Source organism: Parahaliea mediterranea (assembly GCF_017255185.1).
GTDB lineage: Bacteria > Pseudomonadota > Gammaproteobacteria > Pseudomonadales > Halieaceae > JAFKCZ01.
On sequence record NZ_JAFKCZ010000014.1, the window covers coordinates 88,228 to 103,563 of the forward strand.

Below are 15,336 nucleotides of genomic sequence, written 5' to 3' on the forward strand. Positions count from 1 at the left end.
ATGCCCACATTGCCACGGCTTGCCCACCGATGAGCGCCGCGATCGCCGGCGCGGTCGCGGGCCTGCTGCTGGCGGCCTGCCTGCCGTGGCTGCCCGGCGCTCTCGCGGTGTTTGCCATTGCGGTGGCGGGGGCCCTGCTGTTGCTGGCACCGCGCGCGCCGGCGCGCATGGCCGCGGGCCTGTTGCTGGGCATGGCTCTGGGTATCGCCCACGGCGCGGCACTGAACGACCGGCGCCTGCCCCGGGACTGTGCGCGTGAGCTGTTGACGGTGGAGGGGGAGGTGGCCTCGCTGCCGCGGGTGACCCACATCGGCGAGGATACCCGCCAGCAGCGTTTCGAATTCACGGTGGCGGCCATCAGCCCGGCGCACTGCGGCGGGCCGCGCCGCGCGCTGCTGTCGTACTACGGCGCGCTGAGCGTGGCCCCCGGCGAGCACTGGGTCTTCGAGGCGCGCCTGCGCCGGCCCTGGGGGCTGGTCAATCCGGGCTCCTTCAACATGCAGGCCTGGTTCGCCCAGACCGGCATCGACGCCACCGGCAGCGCGCGTGCCCAGGGCGCGCTGCGCCTGGCGCCCGGTGCCGGCCCGGGCTCGCTGCCCGATCGCCTGCGCGCGCAAATCAGCCAGCGTATCGCGGCCTTGCCGCTGTCCGCCGACGCCCGCGCGGTGCTGGGGGCGGTCACGGTCGCCGACCGCAGTGGTCTCGATACCGCGCTGTGGCGCCTGTTCCAGCTCTACGGCCTCAACCACCTGCTGGTGATTTCCGGCCTGCATATCGGCCTGGTGGCGGCGCTGGGCTACGGCCTGGGCAGGGCGCTGGCAATGGCGCTTGCGTTGGCGGGGTCGGCGGCGGATGCGCGTCACCTGCCCGGCCTGGCGGCGCTGCTGCTGGCCGCGGTGTACACCGCACTGGCCGGTTTCAGCCTGGCCACGGTGCGCGCCCTGGCGATGTTGGCCTGTGTGGTGCTGGCCAGCAGCTGCTGGCGCCGGGCGGGTTCCTGGCACAACCTGCTGCTGGCCGCCGCGGTGCTGCTCGCGTGCAATCCCCTGGCGGGGCTGGGCAGCGGCTTCTGGCTGTCCTTTGGCGCCGTGGCCTGCCTGTTGTGGCTGGCCATGTGGGCGGGGGCGGCCGCACGCTGGCGCCAGCGGCTGGGTACCCACTTGTTCATGTCGGTGGCCATGCTGCCCCTGTGCGGCTGGTGGTTCGGCGGTTTCAGCCAGGTATCGGCGCCGGCCAATGCCCTGCTGGTACCGCTGCTGGGTCTGTTCGTGGTGCCGCTGGCGCTGCTGGGAGCGCTCTGTGCATTGCCCGGCTGGCCCGTGGCGGACACGCTGTGGACCTGGGCCGCGCAACCGCTGGAGCTGCTGCTGCCGCTGGGGCGGGCGCTGGCGGCGGATCATCCCGGGTGGCTGTTTCGCGGCCTCGCCCCCGGGCCGCTGGAAACCGGGCTGGCGCTGTGCGCGGTGGCGCTGCTGGTGGCGCCCCTGGACTGGCGGGTGCGCGCGCTGCTGCCGGCATTGCTGCTGCCCCTGTTGCTGCCCCCCGCGACGCCGCGCACGGCGGCCCCGGAGGCGATACACGCCTTGGTATTCGATGTGGGGCAGGGCACCGCGGTGCTGCTCTACGACCGCCGCCGCGCGCTGCTCTACGATACCGGCGGTGGCGTGGCCGGGGGCAGCACCATCGCCCGCAGCGTGATCCTGCCGCTGTTGCGGCAACGGGGTATCGCGCGCCTGGATACCCTGGTGGTCAGTCACGGCGACAGCGATCACAGCGCGGGGCTGGCGGATATCCTGGGCGCGCTGCCGGTGGCGCGGCTACTGGTCGGGGCCGGGGTGCGTGTCGCCGCGGCCGGTGACCAGGCCGTTGCACGGGACATCGCCGTCGCCGAGCCCTGCCGCGCCGGGCACCACTGGCGCTGGCCGCGCGGCGACGTACACCTGCGGGTGCTGGCGCCGGCCCCGGCGGAGCGGCTGTCGCGCAACAACGGCTCCTGCGTATTGCAGGTGAGCGTGGGCGGGCGGCGCCTGCTCTTGCCGGGGGACATCGATGACGATCGCGAGCGGGCGCTGGTGCGCTATTGGCGCGGCGATCTCGCCAGTGACTGGTTGCTGGCCGCGCACCACGGCAGCGGCAGCTCGTCGTCGCACGCCTGGCTCAAGGCGGTAAATCCCGCCGAGGTGGTCTACAGCCACGGCTACGCCAACCGTTTTGGCCATCCCCACCCGGCGGTGGTGGCGCGCCTGGAGGCGGCGGGGGCGCGGGCCTGGTCCACCGCGAGCCAGGGTGCGCTGGAACTGGTTTTTCACGCCGATGGCGAGCTCCAGGTGATCGCGCACCGCCAGCTGAAACGGCGCTATTGGCTGTAGGCCGCGTTGTTCGGTCCGCCTGGGGGCGCCGCTTTCTCAGTGCGAGGGGGTGTGCGTATAATGGCGCCAACTTTCGTTGTAACAGGATCCGGGCGTGCTCGAACTGGTGACGGCAGGGGGTTGGCTGATGGTGCTGATCCTGCTTTGCTCTATCGTGGCGGTGGCGATCAGTATTGAACGGCTGTACACACTGAACCCGAAAAAAATCGCGCCGCCGCACCTGCTGGCCACGGTGTGGAAACAGATCAAGGCCGGGGAACTCGACGCCCCGCGCATCAAGTCCCTGCGCCAGTCCTCCCCCCTGGGGCGTATCCTGGCGGCGGGCTTGAGCAACGCCTCCCACGGCCGGGACGTGATGAAGGAGAGTATCCAGGAGGCGGCGAGCCATGTGATCCACGAGCTGGAGCGCTACCTGAACACCCTCGGCACCATCGCCGCGGTGGCGCCCCTGCTGGGCCTGCTGGGCACGGTGGTGGGCATGATCAAGGTCTTCGCCGAGATCATGGCCCAGGGTACCGGCAACGCCAGCGCCCTCGCGGGCGGTATCTCCGAGGCCCTGATTACCACCGCCGCCGGTCTCGCGGTGGCGATTCCCGCCCTGGTCATGCACCGCTACCTTAGCGGCCGTATCGACGGCATCGTGGTTGAGTTGGAGCAGGAGACCATCAAACTGGTCGATGCCCTGCACAGTGAAGAGCAGCCGGCGGGCCGCCGGTGAAGTTCCGCCGCCAGCGCCGCGAGGAGGTCGGGGTCAACCTGACCCCCCTGATCGACGTGGTCTTCCTGCTGTTGATCTTTTTCATGGTGTCCACCACCTTCACCCGCGAGACCCAGCTCAGCATCGACCTGCCCGAGGCCAGCGGTGAACCCGGCGAGGCGCCCGAGCGCCAGGTGGAAATCATGATCGACGAGGCGGGCCACTACCGGGTGAACGGCCAGAAACTGGTCGATGCGCGCCTGCGCACCCTGCAGGCCGCGATTTACAAAATTTCCGCCGGCGATACGACCCTGCCCATGGTGATCACCGCCGACGCCCAGGCGAGCCACCAGTCGGTGGTGCGGGCCATGGACGCCGCCGGGCAGATGGGCTTTGTGCATTTGAGCATCACCACGCGACAGCCACAGGACGGCGCCCGCAGCAATGGCTAAACCCGCGTCTTACGTACCGCGCCAGGGGCGCATGAGCGACTGGCAGCTGTATCGCCGCCTGGTGGCCTACGCGCTGCCCTACTGGCGCCTGTTCGCGCTCAGTGTACTGGGCTTCGTGCTGTACTCCGCCGGCAATGCCCTGCTGGCCGACATGATGCGCTTTTTGCTGGATTCACTCGGCGACAGCCGCGGCGCCGAGGGCGGTATCGTCGCCGGCATCGCCTACCGGTTCTGGGACGAGACCACCACCACCCAGATGGAATTCGCCCGCATCGCGGTGCCGGTGGCGGCGGTAGTGTTGGCCTGCGGCCGCGCCACCGGTTATTTCGCCGGCACCTATTTCATGACCACGGTGGCGCGCAACCTGATCCACAAGCTGCGCTGCGAACTGTTTGACGGCATCATGGCCGCGCCCTGCAGTTTCCACGACCGCCACAGCCAGGGCGCGCTGATTTCCAAGATCACCTTCAATGTGGAACAGGTGTCCGGCGCGGCGACCAAGGCGCTCAAAGTCATCATCGGCGAGGGCCTGACCGTCCTGGTGCTGATCGGCTACATGCTCTACATGAACTGGCGCCTGACCCTGGTGTTTTTCGTGGTGGCGCCGGTGATCGCGCTGGTGGTGTCGGTGGTGGGCAAGCACTTCCGCCGCTACAGCAGGCGCATCCAGAACTCGATGGGGGAAGTCACCCAGGTCAGTAACGAGAGCGTCGGCGGCTACAAGGAGATTCGCCTGTTCGGCGGCCAGGAGCAGCAGTCGGGGCGCTTCCAGCAGGCCAGCAACTACAATCGCGAGCAGAGCCTGAAGCTGGCCTTCGCCGACGCCCTGTCCACGCCGGTGATCCAGACCCTGCTGGCGATGGCGCTGGCGGTACTGGTGTGGATCGCCCTCGACCCGGTGATGATCGCCGACTTCACCAGCGCCGACCTGGTGGCCTTCCTCACTGCCGCCGGCATGCTGGGCAAGCCGATCCGCCAGTTGAGCGGCATCCAGGCCACGGTGCAGCGCGGGCTGGCGGCGGCGGAGGATATCTTCGCCCAGATCGACACCGACAAGGAGCGCGACAGCGGCACGCACACCGCGCAACGGGTGCGCGGCGACCTCGCCATCCGCCAGCTCACCTTCCAGTACCCCGGCGGCGAGTCGCCAGTACTGCGCGATATCGACCTGCAAGTGCCCGCCGGCCAGACCGTGGCGCTGGTGGGCCGCTCCGGCAGCGGCAAGAGCACCCTGGTGCAGCTGCTGGCGCGCTTTTACGACATCGAGCAGGGCGAGGTTACCCTGGACGGCGTGCCGATCGCCGATTACCAGCTGGACAACCTGCGCGCGCAGCTGGCCATGGTGTCCCAGAACGTCACCCTGTTCCACGACACCGTGCGCAACAACATCGCCTACGGCAGCCTGGCCAACGCCACCGACGAGGCGGTGCGGGCGGCGGCCGAGTCCGCCTTCGCCCTGGACTTTATCGAGCAGTTGCCACAGGGCTTCGATACCGTACTCGGCGACGATGGCGGCGGCCTCAGTGGTGGCCAACGCCAGCGCATTGCCATCGCCCGGGCGATTCTCAAGGACGCGCCGGTGCTGATCCTGGACGAGGCCACCTCGGCCCTGGACAACGAATCCGAGCACCGCATCCAGCGCGCCCTCGAGCGCATCATGGCGGACCGCACCACCATCGTCATCGCCCACCGCCTGTCGACGGTGGAGCGCGCCGATTGCATCGTGGTGATGGACGCCGGCCGCATCGTCGCCCAGGGCAGCCACGCCGAGCTGTTGGCCCAGGGCGGGCTGTATTCCCAGCTCTATCACCAGCACTTCAACGACTGATGGCCGGCGCCACCCGAATCGAGCGGGCCTGGTACGCGGGCGCGCCCTGGCTGTGGCTGTTGCGCCCGCTGGAAATCCTGTTTCGCGCGGTGTCCGCGCTGCGCCGCGGGCTCTATATCCGCGGATGGCTGCCGTCCCACCGCGCCGGGGTGCCGGTGGTGGTGGTGGGCAATATCACCGTCGGCGGCACCGGCAAGACGCCCATCGTCATTGCCCTGGTGGAAGCCCTGCGGGCGGCGGGGCACCGCCCCGGGGTGGTCAGCCGCGGCTACGGCGGCAGCGGCGGCGCCTATCCGCTGGCGGTCACCGCCGCCAGCGATGCCGCCCAGGTGGGTGATGAACCGCTGCTGATCGCCCGGCGCACCGGCGCCCCCTGCGTGGTCGACCCGGACCGGGGCAGGGCGGCGGCTCGCCTGGAAGCGGACTATGACGTGGACCTGATCATCAGCGACGACGGCCTGCAACACTACCGTTTGCGGCGCGACTTCGAGATCGCCGTGCTCGACGCACAGCGCCGCACGGGCAACGGTTGGTGCCTGCCCGCCGGCCCCCTGCGCGAGCCGGCGGGCCGCCTGGCCAACGTGGACTGGGTGCTGCTGCGCGGCGGCGACGGCGCGCGCGACGGCGTGCGCTACCTGCCGACGGCGCTGGTGGACGTGGCGAGCGGCGAGCGGCGGGACTTCAGCCCCGGGGCCCTGTCCCCGCGGGTCCGGGCCATCGCCGGCATCGGCCAGCCGGCGCAGTTTTTCGCCAGCCTGCGCGCGGCCGGCTTCGAGGTGAGCGAAACCGTATTTCCCGATCATCACCACTTTAGCCTCGCCGACCTGGCCGGGGAGAACACGCCGGTTATCATGACCGAGAAGGACGCGGTAAAATGCGCGGGCCTGCTGGCGCCGGAGGACGCGGGCCGCTACTGGTACCTGTGCATCGACGCGCGGCTGCCCGCGCCCCTGGTCGACGCGGTGCTGGCCTTGACCGCCAGGGCGTCCTGACGCTCACGGCTGCTGGCCCAGGCAACAGTTCGATAGTTCGATCAACACCCCGATCAATAGAGAGTACATCAGCGCATGTCATTCACCGTCATCATTCCAGCCCGCTACGCTTCCACCCGCCTGCCCGGCAAGGCCCTGGCGGATATCGGCGGCCTGCCGATGGTGCAGCGGGTGTGGCGGCAAGCCAGCGCCAGCGGCGCGTCGCGGGTGGTGATTGCCACCGACGACGAGCGCATCCTGTCGGCGGCCCGGGACTTCGGCGCCGAGGCCTGCATGACCGCCAACACCCACCCCACGGGCACCGACCGCCTGCAGCAGGTGGCGGCGGACCTGGGTTTCGACGACGGGCACATCGTGGTCAACGTGCAGGGTGACGAGCCCTTGATCCCCCCCGCGGTGATCGACCAGGTGGCGGCGAACCTCGCGGCCAATCCGGGCGCGGATATCGCCACGCTGTGCGAACCCATCGATGATGTGGAGACCCTGCGCGATCCCAACGCGGTCAAGGTGGTGGCGGACGGGCAGGGCAGGGCCCTGTACTTCAGCCGGGCGCCGATTCCCTGGCCCCGGGACCAGTTCGCCAGCGCGCCGCGGCAGATGCCCGCGGGCGGGCACTGGTTCCGCCACATTGGCATCTATGCCTACCGCACCCGCTTTTTGCACCAGTACATCACCTGGGAGCCGGCGCCGCTGGAGACCCTGGAGCAACTGGAACAGCTGCGGGCCATGTACCACGGCGTGCATATCCACGTGAGCCCGGCCTGCGATGCGGTCCCCGGCGGTGTGGATACACCCGCCGACCTGGAGCGCTTGCGGGCGCGCTTTGCCGGAGGTGAATCATGAGCGCGGCGCCCACACAGGTCCTGTTTGTCTGCCTGGGCAATATCTGCCGCTCGCCCACCGCCCACGGCGTGTTCGAGGCCCGGGTGGCGGGGCGCGGCCTGCAGTCGCGGATCGCGGTGGATTCCTGCGGCACCGGCGACTGGCACATCGGCCACCCGCCGGACCGCCGCGCCCGGGCCGAGGCCGCGCGCCGCGGCTACGACCTGGAGCACCTGCGCGCGCGGCAGGTTGCCGCGGCGGATTTCGGCCGCTTCGATTACATCCTGGCCATGGACAACAGCAACCTGCGGGACTTACAGGCGATGCGCCCGGTGGATTTCGCCGGCCATCTGGGGTTGTTCCTCGACTTCGCCCCGGGGGCGGAGGTGCGCGAAGTACCCGACCCCTACTACGGCGAGGACGACGGCTTCGCCCGCGTGCTCGACCTGATCGAGGCCGCCAGCGACGGCCTGCTGGAGGAGATCCTGCGTGCAGGTTCACGCTGACTACGCCCTCGATCAGCGCAGTACCCTGGCGCTGCGCGCCCGGGCGGCGGCCTTTATTTCGGCCACCCGGACCGAGGACCTGTTGCGCGCGGTACTGTGGTCCCAGGACAGCGGCATGCCGCTGCTGCCGCTGGGGGAGGGCAGCAATATCGTGTTCGCCGGCGATGTGGACGCGGCCCTGTTACAGGTGGACATCCGCGGCCGCAAGCTGCTGCGCAAGCGCGAGGGTTGCGCGGAGCTGCGCATCGGCGCCGGCGAGAACTGGCACCAGCTGGTGGCCTGGACCCTGGAGCAGGGCTACTACGGGCTGGAAAACCTGGCACTGATCCCGGGTACCGTGGGCGCGGCGCCAATCCAGAATATCGGCGCCTATGGCGTGGAGCTGTCCCGTTTTCTGCGGCGTGTTCACGCGGTGGACCTGGAGTCGGGCGCCCCGATGGTGCTCGACGCCGCGCAGTGCCAACTGGGCTACCGCGACAGCGTGTTCAAGCACCGCCTGCGCGACAAGGTGGCCATTCACGCGGTGGAGCTGGCGCTGCCGCTGTCGCCGGATCCGCAGCTGCGGTATCCCGCCCTGGGTCAATACCTGGAACAGCAGGGCATCGGCACGCCGACACCGGTGGAGGTGTTTGAGGCGGTGGTGGCAATTCGCAGCGCGCGCCTGCCGGACCCGGCGCGGGAGCCCAACGCGGGCAGCTTTTTCAAGAACCCGGTGGTTTCGCGGGCGCACGCCGAAGCGCTGCGGGCCGACCATCCCGAACTGCCGGTGTTTCCGGCCGCTGGCGATAGCTGCAAGCTGGCGGCCGCCTGGCTGATCGAGCGCTGCGGCTGGAAGGGGCACCGGGAGCACGGCGTCGGGGTCCACCCGGGGCACGCCCTGGTGCTGGTGAACTATGGCGGCAACGATGGCGCCGTGTTACTGGCGCTGGCCGAAGCCATCCGCGAGTCGGTGGCGGAGCGCTTTGGTGTCGACCTGGAGATCGAGCCGAGGATCTACGGCGGCGATCGATGACCGAGTTCGACCACCAATCCTTTCTCAAGCGGCTCACCACACGGCCGGGCATCTACCAGATGTACGACGCCGAGGGCGGGCTGCTGTACGTGGGCAAGGCCAAGAACCTGCGCAACCGCGTGGGCAGCTATTTTCGCGCCAGCGGCCTGAGCGAGAAGACCATGGCCCTGGTGAGCCGCATCGCCAATATCCAGGTAACCGTCACATCCACCGAGGTGGATGCGTTACTACTGGAACACAACCTGATCAAGTCGCACCGGCCGCCCTACAATATCCTGCTGCGGGACGATAAATCCTATCCCTACATCTATTTATCCAGCGAGGATAAATACCCGCGCCTGGCCCTGCACCGCGGTCCCAAGCGCAAGAAGGGGCAGTATTTCGGCCCCTATCCCAGCGCCGCCGCGGTGCGCGAATCGCTGCACTTTCTGCAGAAGGTGTTCAAGGTGCGTCAGTGCGAGGACAGCTATTTCCGCAATCGCTCGCGCCCCTGCCTGCAATACCAGATCGACCGCTGCACCGGTCCCTGCGTGGAGGTGGTGAGCGAGGCCGAGTACGCGCAGCAGGTGGAGAACACGCGATTGTTCCTGAAGGGCAAGTCACAGGAACTGATGGTGCGGCTGGCGGACGATATGGAGCAGGCCGCCCTGGAACTGGAGTACGAAAAGGCCGCGGTGCTGCGCGACCAGCTCAGCCAGCTGCAGCACGTGCAGGCCACCCAGGGCATTGAGGGCAGCAGCGGCGACCTCGATATTGTCGCCGCCGCGGTGGACCGCGGCCGCGCCTGTGTGCAGGTGCTGTTCGTACGCAGCGCCCGGGTGCTGGGCAGCAAGACCTACTACCCGCCCCTCAAGCTGGAGGAGAGCGAGGGCGAGGTGCTGGCGGCTTTCCTGCCCCAGTACTACCTGAACGGCAGCCAGCCGATACCCGCCGACATTATTGTCAATACGCCGCCGGAGGATGTGGACACCCTGGCGGAGGCCTTTTCCGTGGAGGCGGGCCGCAAGGTGCGCATTCGCCACCGGGTGCGCGACACCCGCGCCCGCTGGCTGCAGCTGGCGCGCCAGACCGCCGAGACCAACCTCGCCGCGCACGTGGCGGGGCGGCAGACCACGCTGGAGCGGGCCCAGGCGCTACAGGATATACTGGGCCTGGCGCAGACACCGGAGCGCATGGAGTGCTTCGACATCAGCCACAGTTCGGGGGAGGCCACGGTCGCCTCCTGCGTGGTGTTCGACCAGAGTGGCCCGCGCAAGTCCGACTACCGTAAATTCAATATCGAGGGCGTCGCCGCTGGCGACGACTACGGTGCCATGCAGCAGGCCCTGGAACGGCGCTACAAGCGGCTCAAGAGCGGCGAGGGCGCGATGCCCGACATCCTGTTTATCGACGGCGGCAAGGGCCAGGTGGCCCAGGCCACCGGGGTGCTCGAGGCCCTGGAGCTGGACGGCATCACCGTGGTGGGCGTGGCCAAGGGGGTCACCCGCAAGGCGGGCTTCGAAACCCTGGTAATGGGCAGCAGCGGCCGCGAACAGCAATTGCCGGGCGATAGTGCCGCCCTGCACCTGATACAGTATATTCGTGACGAAGCGCACCGTTTCGCCATCACCGGCCACCGCGCGCGGCGGGACAAGGCGCGGCGACAGTCACTGCTGGAGGGTATCCCCGGGGTGGGGGCCAAGCGGCGGCGGGAGTTGCTGCGGCACTTCGGCAGCGCCCAGGGCGTGAAGAACGCCAGTGTCGACGAACTGAAAAAAATCGCCGGGATCAGCGTGACCCTGGCACAACACATCTACGATCACCTGCACGCCGGCGGGGATTAGGACCAGGAGCCACCACTTGCAAATCAATATCCCCAACGCGCTGACCATCATGCGCATCCTGCTGATCCCGGTACTGGTCGCGGTCTTCTACCTGCCCTTCGAGCACCACCTGCTGGTGGCCGCCGTCATATTCGCGGTGGCCGCGGTAACCGACTGGTTCGACGGCTACCTGGCCCGCCGCCTGGGCCAGATGACCAAGTTCGGGGCCTTCCTCGACCCGGTGGCGGACAAGCTCATGGTGGCGGTGGCCCTGGTATTGCTGGTGGAGCGCCACGACACCATCCTGTTCACCCTGGCGGCCTGCGTGATCATCGGCCGGGAAATTGTGGTCTCCGCCCTGCGGGAGTGGATGGCGGAGCTGGGCAAGCGCACCTCGGTGGCGGTGTCCTACGTGGGCAAGGTCAAGACCGCCTTCCAGATGCTCGCCATCATCGGCCTGCTGGCCATCGACCCCGCCACCGACGAGAGCTGGCTGCTGGCCCTGTCCTACCTCATGCTCTACGCCGCGGCGGTGCTGACCCTGTGGTCGATGATTATCTACCTGCGCGCCGCCGCCGAGGTCCTGCGGGGGGAGTGAAGGGGGCAGATATTCTGTATAGATATCAGCCAGTTAAACAAAATTTCTGACATAGTTCTTGACTGCCGCGCAAGAATTCATACAATGGGCACCCTCATATGTGAGGCGGGAATAGCTCAGTTGGTAGAGCGCAACCTTGCCAAGGTTGAGGTCGCCGGTTCGAACCCGGTTTCCCGCTCCAATTTCAAAGTCAGTATCCTCAAGCACAATCAGTGTGCTTGAACCGGAACCAGGCAACAGCGGTTCCAACCCCCCAAAGGCTCGGTGGCAGAGTGGTTATGCAGCGGACTGCAACTCCGTGTACGCCGGTTCGATTCCGACCCGAGCCTCCATTTTTCCTTTTAAAATCAAATAGTTAGATTTCAGCTCATTGTTTCGGGAACATGACGGGAACAAAGCGGGAACACTCCGCTGCAAATCCGTGATATAGGGGCCTGAAAGCCCTCGTTTTTCTGTAATTTTTGTTCGCTGATCGGATAAAGTAAAAGGTGCCGTGATCCCATCCAGGAGCGCCTCTTTTGTGACGGACTACAACGAGTTTATTGAGGAATGTGATCTTGCCATCTCATTGTTTTGCGACGGAGACGTTGTACAGGCTGTTTCAGAGCGTTCGGCGGAAGAACTTTATGAGTTCGCTCAAACAATGGCACTTATTGCTAGATATCACTTTGTCCCTTCAGTTGGTGCAAATAGAAATTTCTCATTTGTAGCGAATTCATCGCTAAGCGGTGGACCACACCCATGCAGTTATCCTGACTGCAGGATCACGAAACTCGAAGGTCTTTTGTCGTTTGCTGTACTTTATGCGGATGAAGTCTACATTCAGAACCCTTTTGAGGAAGTCTATTTAGCCGGAGCCTCCAAGATAGGGGATTATGCGCGAGGCGAGATACTGACCGGCATCTTAAAATATCAGTTCCTCCGGCCGTTGTTTGAGAAGGGAATAATTAGATATGCTCAGAACGAAGTGCGGCTTTGCGAGCACCATAGTCAAACACTAGCCCAGCCTTTGCTTGATGAAATTGATAGGAAACAAGAGCTGCTCTTTAAGTTGTTGGAGGATTTCTATCTGGAGCGATGCAGGGTCTATTTCGATGTGGGCGAAGGAGCTGGTCCGTACTTGCACGTAATGGGCCCTACCGATGTAGTTGATCACGGAAGCGTCTACTTCCACCTCAAGGGAATGCTGCCAGAGTTTCTTGAGAATTTATTAAATAAGAAATTACCTTACGAATTTTCTAAGAGAGAGGTGGTTTCAGAGGGATTGTTGTCATTTATTATCTCTCCGATTCTCGAAGATCTAGGTCGCCAAGAGTGGCATTCTACATTTTTTAAAACATCATACCTTTGCGATAATCCGATGCAGATGCAAATTGCGTCTAAAATGAATGCATCTGCAAAGACAGCAAATTCACAGGCATTTAACACTGCCTTTCATCATGCGATTCCCTCAGTTTTTTCAAAAGACTTGGATTATCTTCTTCGCCTACGTGAGCGAGAAAATGAAGCATTTTCTGTTTACAGAAGCAGCCTGTATTCAATGCTCAATGACTCAAGGAATTGGGAAGTAGCAGAGATTTCTGAAGCTTTCAGAGACCAGGTTTTACCTGAGATCAATCAGATAAACAAGCGCATAGCAGATTGGAAGTATAAGACCCGGGATGCATTGAAGGAGAAGGTCATCTTCGGCTCCGGAACAGTTGCCGTCGGTCTTTACTCGGGGGTTCTACCGCACAATATCGGTGAAATAATCGCCGCTCTGGGAGGTGCATCTGCGTTAGTTGGCGCGGCTATGGATTTTAATAGAACGTTGAAGAAGCCCCTTGTCGCTCGAGAAAGTGATTTGTATTTCCTTTGGCAGGCTAGCCAGTAACCTTAAGTTTTTAGCGAAGTACAAGATGTCGGAGAAATTTGATGGAGTGCGTGGGGAATTGAAATCTATTCAGAAGCGCTTCCTGGCTTTAACTAATGGATCTGTACGTGGATGGACTGCCAGCAACTGATTACCCGATTCAGTTGGTGGATGTTCGATTCCGACCCGAGCCTCCAATTCTTTGAATACCCAGCCCAATCACTCAAGCCGCCAAACTCACCTGATTCCTCCCCCCGTGCTTGGATTCATACAGGGCGCTGTCCGCCCGCTCCAGTGTCTGCGCCAGGCTTTCGCCGTTTCGCCAGCCGGCGACGCCCAGGCTGATGGTGATGCGGATGTCGGTTTCGAAATCCGCGCGGAACGTCCTGTCCGCCACCAGTTGCCGCAGTTCCTCTGATCGGGTGATGGCCTGCTCAACGCTGGTATTGGTCAGCAGCAGCACAAATTCCTCGCCGCCGTAGCGCGCGACCACGTCCGATTCCCGCGTCTGGTTCTCGAGCAACGCGCCAATTTCCACCAACACTTCGTCGCCCGCCAGGTGGCCGTGATTGTCGTTGACGGATTTGAAGTGGTCGATGTCCAGCAATACCAGTGCCAGTGGTTCACCGGAGCGCTTGACGCGACCGATCTCGCGCTGCGCCGCCGACTGGAAATAGCCCCGGTTGTAGACGCGGGTCAGCGGGTCGAGCGCGGCCGCCTGTTCGAGTTGGTCCGCGCGCAACCGCTGCCGCTCGGCCTGCAACTTGTCGGTGATATTGCGAATGTAGCCCTGGTAACCACTGAAATCGCCGTACTCGTCCCGGCGCACATCGGCGTAGATCATCACCGGTACCAGATGGCCATCCCGGTGTTTCAGGCTCGTGGTAAAGCCCTGAATCTCTTGTTGTGAGCGAATGAGTTCGACAAAGCGTTGCAGCCCTCTCGCTAGCTCGCCGTGCGCTGTCGGAAGCATGAGTTGTTGTGGCGAATAACCCAGCAATGATTGAACGGCGGGATTGACCGCGTCCAGCTGGCCCTTGGCGCCGACCAGGAAAATCACATCCTGCGAGTCTTCAAAAATAGTGCGGTACTTAAGCTCGCTTTCCTGCAGGCGGGCATTGCGTTGTTCCAGCGTTCGGGACAGTTGCTCGACCTGCCCGAACGAACGGGAAAAACGCGCCGAGAGCATCGCCGCCTGCACCAGAAGGAAGCCGACGAAGGCGGGCGCGGAGGCGTCGCCCGCCGACAACAAACCTCGCTGATAGAGGATTTCCACGACATTGCCGGTGGCCACGATCACCGACGCGGTGGCGACATAAAACCAGTAATCCCGCCGCCGCAGTACCACCTTGCACAGCATGACCGCCAGCGCGCCCAAATAGAACAGGTAGAGCACCTGGTAGGGTGGAATCAGCAAGCTGGCGAAGTACGTGTCGGTACACAGTGTTACCACGCTAAACACGGTGGCCGCGCTCCACATCAATTGCATAAACCAGCGCGGGTACTCGCGGGGGTACAGTGAGCGCATGAAAGTGGCATAGAGCACTAACGAGAAATAGAAGGTGAGATACTCGGCCCTCAGGGCCCATTCCCAGGACAAACCGGGCAGGAGCCAGGTCAAGATTCCGTGGTTGGTGAACCACAGGCGTGCGGCCACGAAAAGGCTCAGCAGGCCGAAAAAAAAGTTGGAGGCTTCGGCGGGGCGATAGGCGAACAGCAGCAGGTGGTAGATGCCGATAATGATACCCATGCCGCCGAGCACGGCATCGAATAGTGAATTGACCTGCTGCCGCGACACCATGGTACTGGCCGGACCCAGGGTGATGGCGTTGCGGAATCCCGCCTTGCGGTGGTGGAAATTCGAGATTTGAATTACCAGTTCCAGAGTTCCGCCGTCGGCCTCAAAGAATTCAAGCGTTTCCGCTCTGGCGGGCACGGTTTGGTCCGGGTTGCGTCCCACCTGGCCGTTTTCACTCAAGACGCGCCCGTTCAACCACAGGCGATACTGCGTTCCCTGCGGGGGAATTAGCAAGCCCAGCGAGCCACTTTGCGCTGGCATATGGATTTTTAGGCGGTAGGTGGCGAAGCCCCGGTCCGGGTAGGCGGGCTCGTATCGTGTCCAGTACTCGGGCACCGCCCGGTAGAGCCGATCGCCGGATGGATCCTGGAATTGCCCGGGTTCGAGCAGCTGTTGCCAGTAGAACTCCCATTCGCCGGCCAGTGGTACGGGCGTTGTCTCGGTCAGTTTCCAGTGGCGCAAGTCGAGCTCGCCGCGACTGGCAAGCGGAGATTGCGGGCCGCTTTTGGCGCACCCGCCGACAAAGCCGGCAAGCAGTAGCAGGCACAACAAGCTGGTGCGAAAGGGTATTGACAAAAGAGTCCCGGTAAATTTTTGTTTTGTTTTGG

Annotated in this window: 12 protein-coding genes and 2 tRNA genes; 13 read left to right on the forward strand and 1 reads right to left on the reverse strand. The window is 64.5% G+C overall.

Features of this window, described 5'->3' with window-relative positions:
- Nucleotides 1-29: 29 nt before the first annotated feature.
- From JYP50_RS17500 to JYP50_RS17560, 13 genes are all read left to right on the forward strand, one after another.
- The gene (locus JYP50_RS17500) at nucleotides 30-2,369 is read left to right on the forward strand and encodes a DNA internalization-related competence protein ComEC/Rec2 (protein ID WP_206561846.1); all 2,340 of its coding nucleotides are present in this window, start codon (nucleotides 30-32) and stop codon (nucleotides 2,367-2,369) included.
- A 94-nt stretch (nucleotides 2,370-2,463) separates the two neighbouring features.
- Entirely contained in the window at nucleotides 2,464-3,087 is a 624-nt protein-coding gene (locus JYP50_RS17505) for a MotA/TolQ/ExbB proton channel family protein (protein ID WP_206561847.1), read from the forward strand.
- Nucleotides 3,084-3,518 (forward strand): biopolymer transporter ExbD, encoded by a 435-nt coding sequence (locus tag JYP50_RS17510; protein ID WP_206561848.1) that lies wholly within the window; start codon nucleotides 3,084-3,086, stop codon nucleotides 3,516-3,518. Before JYP50_RS17505 ends, JYP50_RS17510 begins: the two co-directional genes overlap by 4 nt.
- Entirely contained in the window at nucleotides 3,511-5,346 is a 1,836-nt protein-coding gene (gene msbA / locus JYP50_RS17515) for a lipid A export permease/ATP-binding protein MsbA (protein WP_206561849.1), read from the forward strand. The genes JYP50_RS17510 and msbA overlap by 8 nt, the downstream gene beginning before the upstream one ends.
- On the forward strand, nucleotides 5,346-6,338 hold the full coding sequence (gene lpxK, locus JYP50_RS17520) for a tetraacyldisaccharide 4'-kinase (protein WP_206561850.1): 993 nt from the start codon (nucleotides 5,346-5,348) through the stop codon (nucleotides 6,336-6,338). Before msbA ends, lpxK begins: the two co-directional genes overlap by 1 nt.
- A 75-nt stretch (nucleotides 6,339-6,413) precedes the next feature.
- A complete protein-coding gene (kdsB, locus tag JYP50_RS17525; protein ID WP_206561851.1) occupies nucleotides 6,414-7,181 on the forward strand; it encodes a 3-deoxy-manno-octulosonate cytidylyltransferase in 768 nt (255 codons plus the stop codon).
- A complete protein-coding gene (locus JYP50_RS17530; RefSeq protein WP_206561852.1) occupies nucleotides 7,178-7,666 on the forward strand; it encodes a low molecular weight protein-tyrosine-phosphatase in 489 nt (162 codons plus the stop codon). Before kdsB ends, JYP50_RS17530 begins: the two co-directional genes overlap by 4 nt.
- Entirely contained in the window at nucleotides 7,650-8,678 is a 1,029-nt protein-coding gene (gene murB / locus JYP50_RS17535; RefSeq protein WP_206561853.1) for a UDP-N-acetylmuramate dehydrogenase, read from the forward strand. Before JYP50_RS17530 ends, murB begins: the two co-directional genes overlap by 17 nt.
- Nucleotides 8,675-10,501: an excinuclease ABC subunit UvrC gene (uvrC, locus tag JYP50_RS17540; protein ID WP_206561854.1), complete on the forward strand. Its 1,827-nt coding sequence runs from the start codon at nucleotides 8,675-8,677 to the stop codon at nucleotides 10,499-10,501. Before murB ends, uvrC begins: the two co-directional genes overlap by 4 nt.
- Before the next feature lie 22 nt (nucleotides 10,502-10,523).
- Nucleotides 10,524-11,078: a CDP-diacylglycerol--glycerol-3-phosphate 3-phosphatidyltransferase gene (gene pgsA / locus JYP50_RS17545; protein WP_206561886.1), complete on the forward strand. Its 555-nt coding sequence runs from the start codon at nucleotides 10,524-10,526 to the stop codon at nucleotides 11,076-11,078.
- Nucleotides 11,079-11,183: 105 nt separating this feature from the next.
- Nucleotides 11,184-11,259: transfer RNA gene (locus JYP50_RS17550), tRNA-Gly, on the forward strand.
- A gap of 77 nt (nucleotides 11,260-11,336) precedes the next feature.
- Nucleotides 11,337-11,410, forward strand: a tRNA-Cys gene (locus tag JYP50_RS17555).
- A gap of 188 nt (nucleotides 11,411-11,598) precedes the next feature.
- Entirely contained in the window at nucleotides 11,599-12,951 is a 1,353-nt protein-coding gene (locus JYP50_RS17560) for a hypothetical protein (RefSeq protein ID WP_206561855.1), read from the forward strand.
- Between the two features lie 202 nt (nucleotides 12,952-13,153).
- Here the strand turns inward: JYP50_RS17560 and JYP50_RS17565 are convergent, their stop codons facing one another.
- On the reverse strand, nucleotides 13,154-15,304 hold the full coding sequence (locus tag JYP50_RS17565) for a sensor domain-containing diguanylate cyclase (RefSeq protein ID WP_206561856.1): 2,151 nt from the start codon (nucleotides 15,302-15,304) through the stop codon (nucleotides 13,154-13,156).
- Between the last annotated feature and the right edge of the window lie 32 nt (nucleotides 15,305-15,336).